17 protein-coding genes are annotated in these 16,654 nt (G+C 33.3%); 7 read left to right on the top strand and 10 right to left on the bottom strand.

Annotation, left to right across the window (positions count from 1 at the left end; all coding sequences use genetic code 11):
• Positions 1-130: 130 nt before the first annotated feature.
• Positions 131-535, top strand: coding sequence for a cupin domain-containing protein (locus EG242_RS12565; RefSeq protein WP_235831914.1), 405 nt, complete (start codon positions 131-133; stop codon positions 533-535).
• Positions 536-810: 275 nt separating this feature from the next.
• Here the strand turns inward: EG242_RS12565 and istB are convergent, their stop codons facing one another.
• Together istB and istA are read right to left on the bottom strand one after the other, a co-directional pair.
• Positions 811-1,545 (bottom strand): IS21-like element helper ATPase IstB, encoded by a 735-nt coding sequence (gene istB / locus EG242_RS12560; protein WP_124900209.1) that lies wholly within the window; start codon positions 1,543-1,545, stop codon positions 811-813.
• 15 nt (positions 1,546-1,560) lie between these two features.
• Positions 1,561-3,105: an IS21 family transposase gene (istA, locus tag EG242_RS12555; protein ID WP_124900208.1), complete on the bottom strand. Its 1,545-nt coding sequence runs from the start codon at positions 3,103-3,105 to the stop codon at positions 1,561-1,563.
• A gap of 686 nt (positions 3,106-3,791) precedes the next feature.
• Here istA and EG242_RS12545 point away from each other — a divergent pair.
• Both EG242_RS12545 and EG242_RS12540 read left to right on the top strand, forming a co-directional pair.
• The gene (locus EG242_RS12545; RefSeq protein WP_124900207.1) at positions 3,792-4,058 is read left to right on the top strand and encodes a helix-turn-helix domain-containing protein; all 267 of its coding nucleotides are present in this window, start codon (positions 3,792-3,794) and stop codon (positions 4,056-4,058) included.
• Position 4,059: 1 nt separating this feature from the next.
• Positions 4,060-5,325 carry a type II toxin-antitoxin system HipA family toxin gene (locus EG242_RS12540; RefSeq protein ID WP_124900206.1) on the top strand — a complete coding sequence of 422 codons (1,266 nt, stop codon included), beginning with the start codon at positions 4,060-4,062 and terminating at the stop codon, positions 5,323-5,325.
• A 138-nt stretch (positions 5,326-5,463) separates the two neighbouring features.
• On the opposite strand, the gene EG242_RS12535 is transcribed toward EG242_RS12540, so the two are convergent.
• From EG242_RS12535 to aroB, 7 genes are all read right to left on the bottom strand, one after another.
• Positions 5,464-5,790, bottom strand: a complete 327-nt coding sequence (locus tag EG242_RS12535; RefSeq protein ID WP_124900205.1) for a ribonuclease Z — start codon at positions 5,788-5,790, stop codon at positions 5,464-5,466.
• Positions 5,791-5,902: 112 nt separating this feature from the next.
• Positions 5,903-6,829 carry an aspartate carbamoyltransferase catalytic subunit gene (locus EG242_RS12530; protein WP_124900204.1) on the bottom strand — a complete coding sequence of 309 codons (927 nt, stop codon included), beginning with the start codon at positions 6,827-6,829 and terminating at the stop codon, positions 5,903-5,905.
• 27 nt (positions 6,830-6,856) lie between these two features.
• A complete protein-coding gene (gene pyrR, locus EG242_RS12525) occupies positions 6,857-7,405 on the bottom strand; it encodes a bifunctional pyr operon transcriptional regulator/uracil phosphoribosyltransferase PyrR (protein ID WP_124900203.1) in 549 nt (182 codons plus the stop codon).
• A 163-nt stretch (positions 7,406-7,568) separates the two neighbouring features.
• Positions 7,569-8,006: a DNA primase gene (locus EG242_RS14965; RefSeq protein WP_203227724.1), complete on the bottom strand. Its 438-nt coding sequence runs from the start codon at positions 8,004-8,006 to the stop codon at positions 7,569-7,571.
• An 82-nt stretch (positions 8,007-8,088) separates the two neighbouring features.
• Positions 8,089-9,063 (bottom strand): deoxyhypusine synthase family protein, encoded by a 975-nt coding sequence (locus EG242_RS12515; protein WP_124900202.1) that lies wholly within the window; start codon positions 9,061-9,063, stop codon positions 8,089-8,091.
• Positions 9,064-9,067: 4 nt separating this feature from the next.
• Positions 9,068-10,492, bottom strand: a complete 1,425-nt coding sequence (locus EG242_RS12510; RefSeq protein WP_124900201.1) for a type III PLP-dependent enzyme domain-containing protein — start codon at positions 10,490-10,492, stop codon at positions 9,068-9,070.
• Between the two features lie 267 nt (positions 10,493-10,759).
• Positions 10,760-11,827, bottom strand: a complete 1,068-nt coding sequence (gene aroB / locus EG242_RS12505) for a 3-dehydroquinate synthase (protein WP_124900200.1) — start codon at positions 11,825-11,827, stop codon at positions 10,760-10,762.
• A gap of 75 nt (positions 11,828-11,902) precedes the next feature.
• Here aroB and EG242_RS12500 point away from each other — a divergent pair, with 75 nt between their 5' ends.
• Positions 11,903-13,075, top strand: coding sequence for a proline dehydrogenase family protein (locus tag EG242_RS12500; RefSeq protein ID WP_124900199.1), 1,173 nt, complete (start codon positions 11,903-11,905; stop codon positions 13,073-13,075).
• Between the two features lie 127 nt (positions 13,076-13,202).
• On the opposite strand, the gene EG242_RS12495 is transcribed toward EG242_RS12500, so the two are convergent.
• Positions 13,203-15,122 carry an amino acid permease gene (locus tag EG242_RS12495; protein WP_124900198.1) on the bottom strand — a complete coding sequence of 640 codons (1,920 nt, stop codon included), beginning with the start codon at positions 15,120-15,122 and terminating at the stop codon, positions 13,203-13,205.
• Positions 15,123-15,343: 221 nt separating this feature from the next.
• Between EG242_RS12495 and EG242_RS12490 the strand changes: the two genes are divergently transcribed.
• The 3 genes from EG242_RS12490 (at position 15,344) to EG242_RS12480 (ending at position 16,643) form a co-directional block, all read left to right on the top strand.
• Positions 15,344-15,988 carry a peroxiredoxin gene (locus tag EG242_RS12490; RefSeq protein ID WP_124900197.1) on the top strand — a complete coding sequence of 215 codons (645 nt, stop codon included), beginning with the start codon at positions 15,344-15,346 and terminating at the stop codon, positions 15,986-15,988.
• An 86-nt stretch (positions 15,989-16,074) separates the two neighbouring features.
• Positions 16,075-16,383: a thioredoxin family protein gene (locus tag EG242_RS12485; RefSeq protein WP_124900196.1), complete on the top strand. Its 309-nt coding sequence runs from the start codon at positions 16,075-16,077 to the stop codon at positions 16,381-16,383.
• 2 nt (positions 16,384-16,385) lie between these two features.
• Positions 16,386-16,643 carry a DUF6952 family protein gene (locus EG242_RS12480; RefSeq protein ID WP_124900195.1) on the top strand — a complete coding sequence of 86 codons (258 nt, stop codon included), beginning with the start codon at positions 16,386-16,388 and terminating at the stop codon, positions 16,641-16,643.
• The last annotated feature ends 11 nt before the right edge of the window (positions 16,644-16,654 follow it).

Raw genomic sequence — 16,654 nt, 5'->3', positions numbered from 1 at the left:
CAATACAATATACTGATTTTTAATCTTTTGAGCAACTTTTTCTATAATGCACTACGGGTTATAGAATTAAAAATCGTTATAAATTAAATCACTCAATTATTCGTTATATTTGTAAAAAAGCAGTATAAAAATGAAAACATCGAATCAGTTATGTAACAGCTTTATTGTTTTTTTGTGTCTGAATTTTAATGGTTTTGCACAAGAACAAAATATAAAAAATCCAAATACTCAAATTATGACAGAAATAACACATTTAAACGCATTACATAAAACCGATAAACCTTTAAGTGTAAAGGTATTATTTAAAGGCGAAGAAGGTGTAACCCGCAGTCTGCTTATTAAAAAAGACGGATTGTTACCAGAGCACACCACCTCTATACCTGCAATTTTAGTATGTGTAACAGGTAAAGTGACCTATGAAGATGAAAGCGGTTACCAAACGGTTTTAGAACCTGGAAATTTTCAAACAATTGAACCAAACATCAAACATTGGGTAAAAGGTTTAGATGACAGTCAGTTATTACTGATGAAATAACCTTTTGCCAACCCACTAAGTAGCTTTAACAATGCACAAAAATTAATTCCTTTAAAATTTATTTTGCGTTCGCTGGCGTAATTTAGTGCATTTAAGAAAAAAGATAAATACCTTATCCGTTAGATACCGATGCGTATATTTTCCTTTGTATTTGTTTCTTTTGTTTTTTAACATTTAGTATATTTTGGATAGAACGGATAAAGTGAACCACTCGCAGCGGATGAAAGTGAGCATAGTAAAGTAGGTGCTCAAAATCGATTCATCTGAGTATAAATTTAGTAATTATTTTTTAATTTTTTGCGCATAGATTCTCCTTTAATATCTATCCTATGTGCAGTGTGTACAAGGCGATCCAAAATAGCATCTGCTATTGTTTGTTCGCCAATAATATCATGCCATGCTTCAACTGGTAATTGCGAGGCGATGATAGTACTGTGTTTACCGTGCCTATCCTCTATAATTTCCATAAAAGAATTTCTGTTTATCGTGTCCAAAGCTTTAAGCCCAAAGTCATCTAATATCAGTAGATCTTGTTTTTCCAGTTTATTGATCTGTTTTAAATAGGAACCATCTGCTTTAGATGTTTTCAGCATTGTAAAGAGTTTGTTGGTGTTAAAATACATTACTTTATAACCTAATGAACAAGCTTGATGACCAATTGCGGATGCCATATAACTTTTCCCTGCACCGGTGCTCCCCGTAATAAGTATGTTCTGTTTTTGTGCTATAAAATTGCAACTGGAGAAGCGTTGTATTTGATTTTTATCCAAGCATCTTGAAGCATCATAATCGATAGCTTCTATGACGGCACTGTACCTAAAATGTGCGGCTTTCGTTAATCGTTCTATCTTTCGGTTTTGCCGGTCATCCCATTCACTCTGAAGGAGATATGCAATTAGTTCATCATTGGTGTAGAGGTTTGTGTTCTGTGGTAATAAACTCCCCTCAAAAGCTCTATACATTCCGTATAACCTTAGCTGTTTCATGTGTTCTAATGTCTGTGTATTCATTGTTTAAGTTTTAATTTATTTATAATAATTACTGCCTCTAATATTGTCGTGCCGGGGTATATCGGGTTGTTCTTCTACCTGCTCATCTAAAGTATCCCACCCGTTTTTAAGGATGCGTTCTATAATATTGTAGTTGTGCGCACCGTATTCCAAAGCGCGTTTACAGGCATTTTCCAGTCGTATATTGCCCACTTTTTTGGCGAGGTGCAATATACCCAAGCAGGATTTAAAAGATTGCTCGGGATGTTGTTTTTTGTCTAGTATTTTAATGATCAATACTTTGCAGTGATCTCCTATCTGGTGGGCCCAGACAATAAATTTTTCACTACTCCATTCACTGACAAAACGGTGATGGGACGGCATGTGTTCCTTTATGGAGGTGTAGCCATATTTTTGTTTTGATCTTGTGTGTACTGCCAGTACTGCCTGCTGATGGTAAACTTCCACGGCGTTATCAGAATAAATAACCTTGACCTGTTTTCCTATATTTTGATAGGGTACGCTATAGTAGTGTTTATCTTTTCCGAAGTAAATATGACTGTTTTTATGAACCGTGGCATTGGCGGAACGTTTGATCTCATAGCGCTTTGATGGGAGTGCTTTGAGTTGGTGTTTTTCAACCTCTTCAAACAAAGAATAGCGTGAGTACTCGCGGCCCCTAAAAGACATGTTGTTATGTAATTTAAGCTGTTCTAATATGGCTTTGTTGAGTTCGGATTTACTATGGAAGGTCTCATTGCGCAACGGAGCAAATACGCGGGTATATATAATGCGCACAGCGTTTTCAACAATAGCCTTGTCTCTGGGCTTATAGGCCCTAGTGGGTAAAACTACTGTTTCATAGTAGGTGGCAAAGTCGGCAAAATCTTGATTTACCTTTGGCTCGTACCGACTGCTTTTGGTAACGGCAGCTCTTAGATTATCTGGAACTAATGCCTGTGGGACGCCCCCGTAAAACCAAAGGGCATTTTCAACGCAGGCTATGAAATCTTCTTTCTTTTGGCTCTCACAGGCTTCTACATATGTATATTGACTGCTGCCCAAAACACATACAAAAACTTCCAGATCTTGTATTTCTCCTGTGTGAGGATCTACAATGGAGAGCTTCTTCCCGGTAAAGTCGATGAACAGCTTGTCACCAGCTTTATGGGTAAAGTGCATCACCGGAGATACTTCTTTTGCCCATTCCCGATACCAATACCTAAACTGGGTAATCTTATAACCATCGGGATGTTTGGTATAATATTCCTGCCAGAGCAGTTCTTTGGTAACTCCGGTTTTGCGAAGCTCTTTATCAAAATAAGGAAAGTACTTTTCTAAGGTCAATAACTGTGGGCTTTTATCCTTATGGTCGGATTTAAACAAGCTATTCAGTTCCTCGTGTGTCATGGCTGACACTTCGTAACTAGTAAGGCTGTAACGCTTAAAAAAATCAATATACTTGGTGATGGTGTTGCGCGAAAGTCCTATAATTAGACTTATTTTACGCTTGCTGACACCTTCGCTGTAGAGTTTAAAAATCTGTTTTATTTTTCGCATATCTATTTGTGTATTTGCCATGATCTTTTTTAATTAAAAAAGATCGGGAAATCTGTACAGATAGAATCGATTTTTAGTGGTTCACTTTCATCCGCTGAAGGTGGTTCACTTTGAGCCGTTGCGCTATGCTCACTTTAATCCGCTGAAGGTGGTATACTATAGCCGTTTTTTGCAACCAAAAGAAGAAAAAACTAATTCAAGAATCGTTTCTTACAAAAGAATTACAAGTTGATTATATAAAAAGTATGAACAGACAATTAAAACAAATTGATGTAATATAATATTAGATTTTTGTAAATTTATACTACAATAGTAGTAGTTGTTCACATTTTAGCTACTTAAATAATACCATAATGTTACTTATATCATTATCAAAAGTCCAAAGAAAAATCGTTGAAAGTATCCGTGCCCGACGATTACAAATGGAACTGACTCAGGAAGGTTTGTCGGAAAGAGCTGGGTCCCATTATCAACATTGCGAAAATTTGAACAAAAGGGTGTAATTTCTTTAGATTCATTTTTAAAAATACTTTCAGTTGTTGGCGGATTAGAAGAGATGGTTGATGTTTTAAAACCCAAGGAGCAAGATTTCAAATCTATATATAGCTCCAGTCAATAAACATCATTTGAAAATAAATATTTTTAAATTTATATTATAATATAAAAAATAACTATATTTGATTGTTATTTAGATTATAATATATATTATGTTGGAGTTTGCTACCATAAAAGATATTCAAAAAGCGTTAGGCGAATGGTGTAAGTTATTGCGTAAGCGAGAGAAATTAACACAACAAGATTTAGCTTCTGAATTAGATTTATCGCCAATTACCATTTCTAAACTAGAAAATGGTGAGAATACTACGCTTGAAACTGTTTTAAAAATCTTACAACATTTTGATGAAATGAAAAACTTTAATCAATTCATTCAAAGTAAAATAACAAATTTAAACAATAGTAAATCTTTGTATTAATATGGCTAAAAATCAAATCATATCGGTTGTTTATAAAGACATGGAAATTGGTAAAATAGGTTATGATGCAGATCAAAAAAAATCTTTTTTTCAGTATCATCCAGATTTTTTAGCGAGCAATCAATATAAAAGAATGTTTCCGTATATCATTCGTAGAACACCTAGTGTACAGGTGTTTTCTGAATTTGAAGGTGAAACATTCAGAGGCTTACCTTCCATGATAGCCGATTCACTTCCTGATGTTTTTGGTAATTTAATTTTTAAAGAGTGGTTGGAATTCAATCATAAAAAAGCTGTAAATATTTCTCCATTAGAACAATTAACCTATGTAGGTAAGCGTGGAATGGGCGCTTTAGAATTTATGCCTTCAAAAACGATTACTACAGAAGCTGAAATTAATATTGATGAGATTTCAGAGGTTGTAAAAAAGGTTTTAGATGTAAAGTCATCTATTCATGAAAAAAACCTAAGTGATTTAGCTTTACGTAATATCTTTAAAATTGGAACATCGGCAGGAGGTGCTCGGCCTAAAATTTTGATTTCTGAACATAAACAATCAGGTGCTATTATTGCTGGTGATCTTGAAAGTTCAGATACGTATAGTCACTATTTAATCAAATTAGCCATCGATGAAGAATCGGGTTATTCAAAAGAAAAAGTAGAATTTGTATATTATCAATTAGCTACTTCTATTGGAATAGAAATGATGCCTTCTAAGTTGATTGATGATAAACATTTTGCTACGCTGCGTTTTGATAGACAAAACGGTGAAAAGCAACATGTTTTAACAGCCTCTGGAATGACAGGATGGGATTTTAAAAAACCTGAGAATTCAAATTATGACAATCTTTTTAAATTAGCTATTGATTTAAAAGTTCCACATAAAGATATTCAGCAGTTATTCAAACGCATGGTTTTTAATTTGGTTTTTGCAAATATTGATGACCATTTAAAGAATTTTAGCTTTATTTACGACGATGAAAAAGACAAATGGAATCTTACACCAGCCTACGACTTAACGTATCCTTTAGATGCTTTAATGAATTATACTCGTGTTTCAAGAGCAATGGCTATTAATAATAAACGTGCGGATATTAATAGGCAAGATGTATTAGATTTAGCCGAACGTTATTCGATAAAAAATGCAAAAGGAATTATAAATGAAGTAGTGGAAGCAACCGAGCATTTTAAAAAATTATGTGACGAGCAAAATCTGCCTGATAAAGTAATTCAAAAAATTTATTCTGAATTTAATTTTTTACTTTAAACTAATTTTATGTACCACTATTGTACAACATATTGTTTGTAAACCCTTATTAATAAAGAGAAGTAAGATATTGTATCGGAAAGTAATATTAGGTATGCAAAAATATAAAACTAAAGAAGTAATGATTTGGAATTTTACCTAAAACCCCAAATCTCTTTCTATTTCTTCCATTTCAATGATATCGAAACCTTCTTGTAGCGTTGGCACAACGATTATCTCTTCAGAAACCTCATCAAAATCAATATCTGCAACAATTACAAACGATTTTTTTTGCTTTTTTTGAAGAATCGCTAATGATTCAAAAGGAATAAGTTCTGAAGGACGTAATTCAGTTTCTTCTAAATCAATAATGATGTTTTTATCTTTAAATACGTTTGGCTGATCAATTATTTTAGCTGCAAAATCAGTAAGATCTTCACTACTTTTTTTAAATACAACCACGTTATTTTTTTCTTTCACTTTCATATGTAGATATTTATATTTTTATTGGTCATATAGAATCGCTTTATCTTTATTTGTGTTTATTTGCAACAAACAATTTCTTAATGGCAATTTCATATTTCTTTTAAAAATACTATTATTTTATCTTAGATGCAAGTAAATAAATAACTGCCATACGTACTGCCACTCCGTTTTCTACCTGATCTAATATGACAGATTGTTGTGAATCGGCAACATCTGATGTGATCTCTACTCCCCTATTTATTGGTCCGGGATGCATTATGACTATTTCTTTGTTTAAAGAATCTAGCAACTCTTTATCTACGCCGTATTGTTGTGCGTATTCGCGTGTTGATGGAAAATAATTTACATCTAAGCGTTCGTTTTGTACACGTAGCATATTTGCAACATCGCACCACTCCAATGCTTTACGCAAATTTGGTTCGTATTTTACACCTAAATCGGTAATATAACGTGGAATTAAGGTTTTGGGACCGCAAACCATAACTTCGGCTCCTTGCATCTGTAATGCAAAAATGTTCGATAATGCTACACGTGAATGTAAAACATCACCTACAATAACAACTTTTTTTCCGCCAACTTCACCTAAACGTTCACGTATTGAAAAACTATCTAATAAAGCTTGGGTTGGGTGTTCATGTGCGCCATCGCCTGCGTTTACAATACTTGCCTTTACATTGCGAGATAAAAAATGAGCCGCACCCGGATTGCTGTGGCGCATAACAACCATATCAACCTTCATTGATAAAATGTTGTTTACGGTATCAATTAAAGTTTCGCCTTTTTTAACCGACGATTGTGCTGCGGAAAAACTAATAACATCTGCAGACAAACGTTTCTGTGCTAACTCAAAAGATAATTTGGTACGGGTACTGTTTTCAAAAAATATATTTGCAATGGTGATATCGCGTAACGAAGGAACTTTTTTAATAGGACGATTAATTACTTCTTTGAATTGATCTGCTGTTTCAAAAATTAAATCAATATCGTTTTTATTGATGTATTTAATACCTAATAAATGGTTAACGCTTAATTCTTTCATTTGAATTTGCTGTTGTGTTGTTTTAAATTATGAAGGATTAGAAATTAGATACACTTCGTCTTTTGGTGCATCATCGTTTTTCCATTGAACTCTCACCTTTTCGTTATTGAAGGCATCAACCTGACGACCACGGTAATCGGGCTGAATTGGTAAATGTCTGCTGAATCTACGATCTATTAATACTAATAACTCAATTTCTTTTGGTCTGCCAAACGACTGAATTGCTGTTAAAGCGGCACGAATGCTTCTGCCTGTATGTAAAACATCATCAATAAAAATTACATTTTTATCTTCTACTAAAAAATCTATTTGTGTTTTATTGGCTTCTAAAGGTTTATCGTTTCTTCTAAAATCGTCTCTAAAAAAAGTTATATCAAGAAAACCAAGATCAATGGTAGAAATTCCGTATTCGTTTTTTAGAATATTGGTAATACGATCTGCCAAAAATTTACCGCGTGGTTGAATACCTATTAATACCGTATTAGAAAAATCGTTATGTTTTTCTATTAGTTGGCACGCTAAACGATGTAAGATGATATCAACTTCTTTTGAAGTTAATAGTATTTTTGAACTCATAGCGAAGTATTGTTTGGCTGTAAAATTACTATTTTATAATTATTTTAGCTATTATTTGGTTGACTTTTTTTAAACGTAAAGTATGTTTATTGATTACTTTTTACTTATTTATTGGGCATAAAAAAATCTAACTTTTATAAAGTTAGATTTTTTAGTACTTATATTACTCTTCTTCCTCTTCGTCGTCTTCGAAATCGTCGTCATCAGCAAAATCATCGTCGTCATCATCGTCAAAATCTTCATCCTCTTCTTCTTCTACATCATCGTCATCGTTCTTTTTCGAAGATTTCTTCTTCGAAGATTTTTTAGATGTAACTTCATCATCGTCTTCTTCAATGTCTAAATCTTTAACATTTATAGAATCAACTTCTGGGATTTCTTCTTCTTCTTCAAAGTTTTCAATTCTGTCTTGAAGTTTGGTACTAACTTTTACTAAATAAATAGTATCGTCTGTTTTAACTTCAACTGCTTCTATAAGTTCAGCTTTAGCATTGCTAAATTGAATGACATCGGCATCATCATATCCGTCAGGAAATCTTTCGACTAACAAGCTTAAAATTTCGTTTGTTAATTTTGCGTAATCAACAATTATTCTCTTCATTATTGTGGTAGTTATTGTGTTTCAAAAATACAATAGCTGTGCGGTATTATGCAAATAAATACCTACTTTTTTTTATTTTTTTTTATTGACCTAAGATATAAGCAAATACCAACGGCGCAACTATAGTAGCATCAGATTCTATCATGAATTTTGGCGTATCGGTATCTAATTTACCCCATGTAATTTTTTCGTTTGGTACTGCACCAGAATAAGATCCGTAAGATGTTGTTGAATCTGATATCTGACAGAAATACGACCAGAAAGGAACATCGGTCCATTCTAAATCTTGATACATCATTGGCACCACACAAATAGGGAAATCACCCGAAATACCACCTGCAATTTGGAAGAAACCTACTCCTTTTCCGCCAGAATTTGCACGGTACCATTCTGTTAGGTAAATCATATATTCAATACCCGATTTTACTGTTGACGCTTTTAAATTTCCTTTAATTACGTTTGATGCAAAGATGTTTCCTGTGGTAGAATCTTCCCAACCCGGACAAACTATAGGTAAGTTTTTCTTAGCAGCTTCTACAATCCAAGAATCTTTTGGATCAATTTCATAATATTGTTCTAAAACTCCCGAATTTACTACTTGGTATAAAAATTCGTGTGGCAAATAACGTTCTCCTTTTGCTTCTGCAGCATGCCAAACATCTTCTAAATGTTGTTGTAAACGGCGAAACGCTTCTTCTTCTGGAATACATGTATCGGTAACACGGTTAAAATGGCTGTCTAACAATTCACGTTCATCTTCCGGAGTTAAATCTCTCCAGTTTGGAATTCTTTTGTAGTGTGAATGTGCTACCAGGTTCATTACATCTTCTTCTAAATTGGCTCCGGTACATGAAATAAAGTGTACTTTATCTTGACGGATCATTTCTGCCAACGAAACACCTAATTCTGCGGTAGACATTGCACCACCTAACGAAATAAGCATTTTACCGCCTTCTAATAAATGTTGTTCGTACCCTTTAGCTGCATCAACCAAAGCTGCTGCGTTGAAATGACGGTAATTATGTTCGATAAACTGTGAAATTGGTCCTTTCATAATTCTATTATTTTTCTTTATTATTTGTTTGTTTATTATTTGAATAGCCTAATATTTTTAATACATCTTCTGCGGTTTGCTGTTCCGAGAAAACCTCGGTTGCCAAAATTCCGTTTTCGTCACGATCTATTAAAATATGTTTTGGTTGCGGAATTAAACAGTGGTGTATTCCTCCTTGTCCGCTAATTTGTTCTTGATAAGCCCCTGTGTTAAAAAACCCAATGTATAAAGGTTTATCTTTATTGAATTTTGGCAAATAAATGGCATTTAAGTTTTGTTCGGAATTGTAATAATCGTCAGAATCACACGTTAATCCGCCTAAAAACACACGTTCGTACGTATCATTCCAACGGTTTACTGCCATCATTACAAAACGTTTGTTAATTGCCCATGTATCTGGTAAAGTGGTAATGAAAGAAGAATCGATCATGTTCCACTTTTCACGATCGTTTTGTTGTTTTTGATACAATACTTGGTAAATAGCACCGCCAGATTCACCAACAGTAAAAGAACCAAACTCTGTAAATATATTTGGAACTTGAACATCAGCTTCTTCACAAGCTAATTTAATTTGGTTAACGATTTCATCTACCATATACGCATAATCGTAATCAAAAGCCAATGAGTTTTTAATTGGAAAACCACCACCGATGTTTAAACTATCTAATGTAGGGCTTTCCTTTTTTAAATTTGTATAAACTTTCATACATTTACTTAACTCATTCCAATAATAAGCTGTATCGCGAATACCTGTATTAATGAAAAAGTGTAACATTTTCAATTCTACATTTTGGTTTTCAGCGACTGTTTTACGGTAAAAAGGCAAAATGTTTTTATACCCAATACCTAAACGCGAAGTATAAAATTCAAATTTTGGTTCTTCTTCTGAAGCAATACGTATTCCTATTTGGAATTTACCTTTAATACCTTCTTGAAGTAAATCTAACTCTTCGTAGTTGTCAATAACAGCAATGGTTTTTTTATGTCCGTTATTAATTAAACGTGTTATGTTTTCAATGTATTGATCGCGTTTAAAACCATTACAAACTACATACGTATTTTTATTTATTTTCCCTTTTTCTAATAAATGTTCCACAATATTAATGTCAAAAGCAGAAGAAGTTTCAATATGAATGTCATTTTTAAAAGCTTCGTTCATTACATATTCAAAATGCGAACTTTTTGTACAATAACAATAAACATATTTACCTTCGTACTTATGCTTCTCCATTGCATTTCTAAACCAAGTTTTAGCCTTGTTTATATTGTTAGAAATTTGTGGTAGATAAGTGAATTTTAATGGTGTTCCATATTGTTCTACCAATTTCATTAAATCGATATTATGGAACATTAAATTGTCTTTATTTAATGTAAATTCTTCTTGTGGGAAGTAAAATGTTTGGTTAATTAGGTCGAAATATTTTGTATTCATTAAAAATCTGCTTTAAACAATTAAAATTAAGTTAAATGTATCTGATATAAATACAATCTTCAAACCCTTAAATTGGCGAAAGCAATCGATAATTTTTGATTGTAAATTTCACTTAAATATACGGTTTTTACAGGCTTGTGCACAATGGCAACAAAACCCAACAGTTTTATTATACAACTAACTTTTAAAGATAATTGATTAAAAACATTTTTTATAAAACGATTACAATTTTTGTTCACTTACAAAATTTAATAACGTTAATAGTAATTAGTTTAACATATAATCGTTAAAAGCCTCGTTAATCAACTCACTTTCAACAATTTCATTAATAACACCGCTACCAATATCGGTTAACAACGTAAACTGTACCATACCGTTTACATTTTTTTTATCGTGTATTAGTAAATGTGTACAAATTTCAATATCATTTTCGGTAAAAACAATACTTTCAAACATCAAATTTAAAGTTTCTTTTATTTCTAAATAAGATTTTTTTGTTAACAAGTTCTTTTTGTACGAAATAAAGGCTTCTAAAATCATGCCTATTGCAATAGCTTCGCCATGTAACAAAGGCTGAATGCCTTTTCCGGAATTACTGTATGTTTCTAGTACATGCCCCAAAGTATGTCCGAAATTTAATAATTTGCGGACATTTTTTTCTAAAGGATCTTGCAAAACAATTTCATTTTTAATAGAAACCGAATGATAAATAAGCAACAACAAATCTTCGGTTGTTAATTCGCCTAAATTTTTAAGCTGGTTCCAATACGATGCATCGGCAATTAATCCGTGTTTAAACATTTCTGCCAAGCCCGAGCGCATTTGGTTTCCCGGCAATGTTTCCAAAAAAGCAGTATCAATTAAAACCATTTGCGGTTGCGAAAAACTGCCTACCATATTTTTTAATCCGCCTAAATTAACGCCGGTTTTTGTTCCTACCGATGCATCAACCATTGCTAGCAAACTTGTGGGTATGTTTACAAAATCGATCCCTCTTTTATAGGTTGCAGCTACAAATCCGCCTAAATCGCAAACCATACCGCCACCTACATTAATAAGAAGTGCTTTTCTGTCTATATTCAATTCCACCAAACTCTCCCAAACAGCAGTACAGGTTTCAATGGTTTTGTTTTCTTCACCTTGTTCAATTTCAATAATTTCAAAGGTAACTTCAACAGCCAGCCATTGTAAAACATAATTTAAACAATGCTTTGCTGTATTTTCATCAACCAAAAATACAATTTTACTGTATTTTTTATCGTTAATGAGCTGTGAAAGTGTTGAATAATAATCAATTCCGAAACCAACAATGTAATTTGCCGCCTGTATTTGCATGCTTAAAAAAAATTTGATGTAAAAATAAAGCAATTTTTATAACTATTGTATCTTTGCAACACAACTTTAAACCGAATGGAAAAGATATTTGATAATACCGAGGTTGCTTTTGCATTAAAAAACAACACCGAACTAAATAAAGCATATTACTTATTTAAACTAATTAGTAGTAACTCATTGGTTAAAATAGGTACTTCTTTAACAAGTTTTGCCATATCAACAAACCTGCCTGTAAAAGGATTGATAAAATCTACTGTATTTGATCATTTCTGTGGGGGTGTTACCGAACAAGACTGCTTAAAAGTGGTTGATAAAATGTACACAAAAGGTGTTTCATCGGTCTTAGATTATTCTGTTGAAGGAAAAGAAACGCAGGAACAATTTGATCATGCGTTGCAAATGACCTTAAGAACAATTGATTTTGCTAAAGAACATGAAGCTATTCCGTTTGCTGTTTTTAAACCTACAGGTGTTGGCAGATTTTTCTTATTTGAAAAGAAAGGTGAAAATTTACCTTTTACCGATGCCGAACAACAAGAATGGAACCGCATTGTAGAGCGTTTTGACATTATTTGCAGAACAGCTTATGAAAAAGATGTTTTATTATTGGTTGATGCCGAAGAAAGCTGGATGCAAGATGCTGCCGATGATTTGGTTTTAGAAATGATGCGCAAGTACAACAAAGAGAAATGTATTGTTTTTAACACAGCACAAACGTATCGTTGGGATCGATTTGATTTTGTTAAAAACACACACGCTATTGGTTTACGCGAAGGTTTTCATGTTGGTTTTAAAGTGGTACGTGGTGCATATATGGAAAAAGAGCGTGCACGTGCAGAAGAAAAAGGCTACCCATCGCCTATTTGTGCTACCAAGGCTCAAACCGATGCCACTTTTAACAAAACAGTTACCTACATGGTGGAAAACCTAGACAATAAAATTGCGTTGTTTGCCGGTACGCATAACGAAGACAGTAGTTATATGTTAATGGAACTGATGACCAAAAACAACATTCCGCATACCGATAAACGTATTTGGTTTGGGCAATTGTACGGTATGAGCGATAATATTAGCTACAACCTATCGCACCACAATTACAACGTAGCTAAATATTTGCCATTTGGACCTGTTTATGATGTGGTGCCTTATTTAATACGTCGTGCAAATGAAAACACATCGGTAGCCGGACAAACAAACCGCGAATTAGATTTATTGAATAAAGAATTAAAAAGAAGAAGATCGAAATAAATAAATTTATCAAAATCCTGTAAAAAAGTAAAGCACTCTAAAATGGAGTGCTTTACTTTTTTTGGTATATGCTTAAAGATTTCAACGGAAGGACAAACATAATGTTTGATCTATACAAAAATTAGAATCAGCTTTTATCTTTATTCAATTTACTGTGAAATCGCGAATAGCTAAAATAAATCAGTAAACCTATAATTAACCAAACACTAAAGTACAGCCAGTTCCAAATGGTTAATTCTGCCATCATGTATATACAGCAAATTAATCCTAACATGGGTATTAAGGAAAGGTTCTTTTTAAAACTCCAGATACACAAGAAAATCATCGCTATTAAAAACAACCACATGGGTATTTTGTGTTTGAATAAATCAAATCCTTTTTCAAACTTTAATTGTTGATCTACCGGAGCTTTTTCAATTAGAACCACATACTGATCTCCTGATTTTTCTCTTACAGAAGATAGCATCGCTTCTAAATCATCATTAAAATCAGTTATATTTACTTGATAATACGTTTGTAAATAAGAAGATACCTTTGCTGCATCATCTTTAGAAAGCTGTGTAACAAAATTGGTAGGTTCATAAACTTGTGGCGTATTATAAACAAAAGCTTCTACTCCACTTTTATTCCAGATAAAAATAGAAATCAATCCTAAAATAAATCCAACAGGTAAAATATACTTTCCGTTTAAATACGGAATACGGAATTTTCCACGCGGAATATCTTTATCCTGCAAAACCAAAACTCCGGCACAAACCAACGAAAAGGCAAACAACGTTCCTATACTGCACAAATCGGTTACCATGGTTAAATTCATAAACAACGCAGGAACAGCCACTACAAAACCGGTTACAATCGTAGCAAAAGAGGGTGTTCTGTATTTTGGATGCACTTTAGAAAACTTTTTAGGAAGTAGTCCGTCACGGCTCATACTCATCCAGATTCTAGGTTGTCCCATTTGAAAAACCAAAAGCACACTTGCCATAGCAACTACGGCGCTTACAGCTACGATTCCGGCAAACCATTTTAAATTAACCTGATCAAAAACAAACGCCAACGGATCGCCCACATTCAGCTGTTTGTAATTAACCATACCGGTTAAAACCAACGCAATGGCAATGTATAAAATAGTACAGATAACGATTGACCAAATCATGCTTCGAGGCAAATCGCGCTGCGGATTTTTACATTCTTCGGCTGTGGTAGAAATGGCATCGAAACCAATATAGGCAAAGAAAACTGCCGATACCCCTTTTAAAACACCCGATAATCCGTTGGGTGCAAATGGATCGAAATTATCGGTATCAACATAAAAAATTCCGACAATTAAAACCAACGCAATAACAGCTAACTTCACATAAACCATGATATTGCTGGCGTTTCGAGATTCTTTCATACCGCGATAAACCAACCAAGTAATCAACACAATAATTGCCAATGCAGGAATATCTGCCACAAAATGAAAACTACCAATTTGCGGAGCGGTTGTCCAAGCGGTATGTGCCAATTGTAAATTATTCGGCAAGTTTTCAAACAATTTACCATTGTTCATTAAAGCAACAGCATCGTTAAAACCATTACTTGCCGAGAGGTAATCCATTTGAATCCACTGTGGTAAATGAATGCCCATATTGCTTAACAAGCCTGTAAAATAATCGCTCCAAGAAATTGCCAAAGTGATGTTTCCAACAGCATACTCCATGATTAACGACCACCCAATGATCCATGCAATTACCTCACCAAAAGCTACATAACTATAAGTATAGGCACTACCCGAAACTGGAACCATTGATGCAAATTCGGCATACGCCATAGCGGCAAACCCACAAGCAAAAGCGGTAAACATAAACAGGAAAATCACAGCCGGACCACCATCAAAACTTGCCTGCCCAATGGTACTGAACACACCGGCACCGACAATAGCGGCAATTCCGAAGAATATTAAATCTTTTTGAGTTAAAAATTTCCCTAAGCTATCTTTTTTACCTTCATTCGCCTGTAATTCGGCTAAAATATCGGTCACATTTTTTTTTCGGAATATATTCATCTATGGTAAAAACTATGATAATTGTTATTGATTGATTTGGTAAATCTACCTAATTTTACAGAAAAATTCCAAGTTTTTTAAAATTCGTTTACTATAAGCTATATCTATTGATTGATAAATTTAAACAATAAAATTCTTATGGTATTACCGTATTTTGAAGGTATCTTTGCAGTATAAAATTGAGAACTAACAAACATTAATAACTTTAAAAAGATAAAATTATGGCTTTAGTAGGAAAACAATTTCCGAACATTACAGTAGATGCAATTTCTGAAATGGGAGACAATTTAAGAATCAATGTTTTAGAAGAAGCAACAAAAAACAACAAAAAAGTAATATTATTCTGGTATCCAAAAGACTTTACTTTTGTTTGCCCAACAGAATTACACGCTTTCCAAGCAGCTTTACCAGAATTTGAAAAAAGAAATACCATGGTAATTGGTGCATCTTGTGATACAAACGAAGTTCACTTTGCTTGGTTAAACACTGCAAAAGACAACGGTGGAATTGAAGGTGTAACTTACCCTTTATTAGCTGATACTACAAGAAACTTATCAAGCGTTTTAGGAATTTTAGATGTAACTTCTGAAGTTTATAACGAAGAATTAGATTCAGTTCAAATCGAAGGATCAAACGTAACGTACCGTGCTACTTATTTAATTGACGAAACTGGAAAAATTTTCCACGAAGCAGTTAACGATATGCCTTTAGGACGTAATGTAAACGAATTTATCCGTTTAATTGATGCTTACACACACGTACAAACACATGGTGAAGTTTGTCCGGCAAACTGGGAAGAAGGTAAAGAAGCTATGAATGCTGACCGTAAATCTACTGCCGAGTATTTAGCAACACACTTAAACTAATATATACAAGTATTATATTATAGAAATCCAAATTCTTATATATACTTGTAAGAGTTTGGATTTTTTTAACCTAAAATATTAAAAATATGTTATTAGAATTAGATCAAGATAATTTACAAGAAATACTTTCTGCAAACACTAAAGTTGCCGTACAATATTCTGCTTCATGGTGCGGAAACTGCCGTATTATGAAACCAAAATTCAAAAAAATGGCAACCGAAAAAGAAGATGTTACTTTTGTAATTGTAGATGCAGAGAAATTTCCTGAATCAAGAAAATTAGCTAACGTGTCAAATTTACCAACTTTCGCTATTTTTAATAATGGTGCTTTAGTTGATGAAACACAAACGAATAAAGCCGATGTTTTGGCAGAATTAGTTAATAAATTAGCTTAATTATGAAACTACCTGTAATTAAACATTTAACTGAATTTATTCAGGAAAATGATCAAGATTATATCAATGAAACCATTGACGTTTTAGAAGCTTTATGCGAAGTTCCTTCTTTAAAAGATGAAGAATTAGATGTAATTGCCGAATTAATTTCAAATATGTATGGTGCCGTTGAAGTTGATAAGCTGATAAAAGCGGGAACGCCTAAAAAAGAAGCTTTAAATACTTTTATGCAACGCGTATTGGGATCTATAGATAAATAATAAAAAGCAGA

Origin of the sequence: Paenimyroides viscosum (assembly GCF_003858535.1) — a bacterium.
Lineage (GTDB): Bacteria > Bacteroidota > Bacteroidia > Flavobacteriales > Flavobacteriaceae > Flavobacterium > Flavobacterium viscosum.
Note: the sequence above shows the minus strand (reverse complement) of the source record. Positions and strands in the feature narration are given on the sequence as shown.

Excerpts from the sequence above, each read along its gene's own strand:
- EG242_RS12565 (WP_235831914.1), top strand. The coding sequence starts at position 131 with ATGAAAACATCGAATCAGTTATGTAACAGCTTTATTGTTTTTTTGTGT.
- istB (WP_124900209.1), bottom strand. The coding sequence starts at position 1,545 with ATGAATACACAGACATTAGAACACATGAAACAGCTAAGGTTATACGGA.
- istA (WP_124900208.1), bottom strand. The coding sequence starts at position 3,105 with ATGGCAAATACACAAATAGATATGCGAAAAATAAAACAGATTTTTAAA.
- EG242_RS12545 (WP_124900207.1), top strand. The coding sequence starts at position 3,792 with ATGTTGGAGTTTGCTACCATAAAAGATATTCAAAAAGCGTTAGGCGAA.
- EG242_RS12540 (WP_124900206.1), top strand. The coding sequence starts at position 4,060 with ATGGCTAAAAATCAAATCATATCGGTTGTTTATAAAGACATGGAAATT.
- EG242_RS12535 (WP_124900205.1), bottom strand. The coding sequence starts at position 5,790 with ATGAAAGTGAAAGAAAAAAATAACGTGGTTGTATTTAAAAAAAGTAGT.
- EG242_RS12530 (WP_124900204.1), bottom strand. The coding sequence starts at position 6,829 with ATGAAAGAATTAAGCGTTAACCATTTATTAGGTATTAAATACATCAAT.
- pyrR (WP_124900203.1), bottom strand. The coding sequence starts at position 7,405 with ATGAGTTCAAAAATACTATTAACTTCAAAAGAAGTTGATATCATCTTA.
- EG242_RS14965 (WP_203227724.1), bottom strand. The coding sequence starts at position 8,006 with ATGAAGAGAATAATTGTTGATTACGCAAAATTAACAAACGAAATTTTA.
- EG242_RS12510 (WP_124900201.1), bottom strand. The coding sequence starts at position 10,492 with ATGAATACAAAATATTTCGACCTAATTAACCAAACATTTTACTTCCCA.
- aroB (WP_124900200.1), bottom strand. The coding sequence starts at position 11,827 with ATGCAAATACAGGCGGCAAATTACATTGTTGGTTTCGGAATTGATTAT.
- EG242_RS12500 (WP_124900199.1), top strand. The coding sequence starts at position 11,903 with ATGGAAAAGATATTTGATAATACCGAGGTTGCTTTTGCATTAAAAAAC.
- EG242_RS12495 (WP_124900198.1), bottom strand. The coding sequence starts at position 15,122 with ATGAATATATTCCGAAAAAAAAATGTGACCGATATTTTAGCCGAATTA.
- EG242_RS12490 (WP_124900197.1), top strand. The coding sequence starts at position 15,344 with ATGGCTTTAGTAGGAAAACAATTTCCGAACATTACAGTAGATGCAATT.
- EG242_RS12485 (WP_124900196.1), top strand. The coding sequence starts at position 16,075 with ATGTTATTAGAATTAGATCAAGATAATTTACAAGAAATACTTTCTGCA.
- EG242_RS12480 (WP_124900195.1), top strand. The coding sequence starts at position 16,386 with ATGAAACTACCTGTAATTAAACATTTAACTGAATTTATTCAGGAAAAT.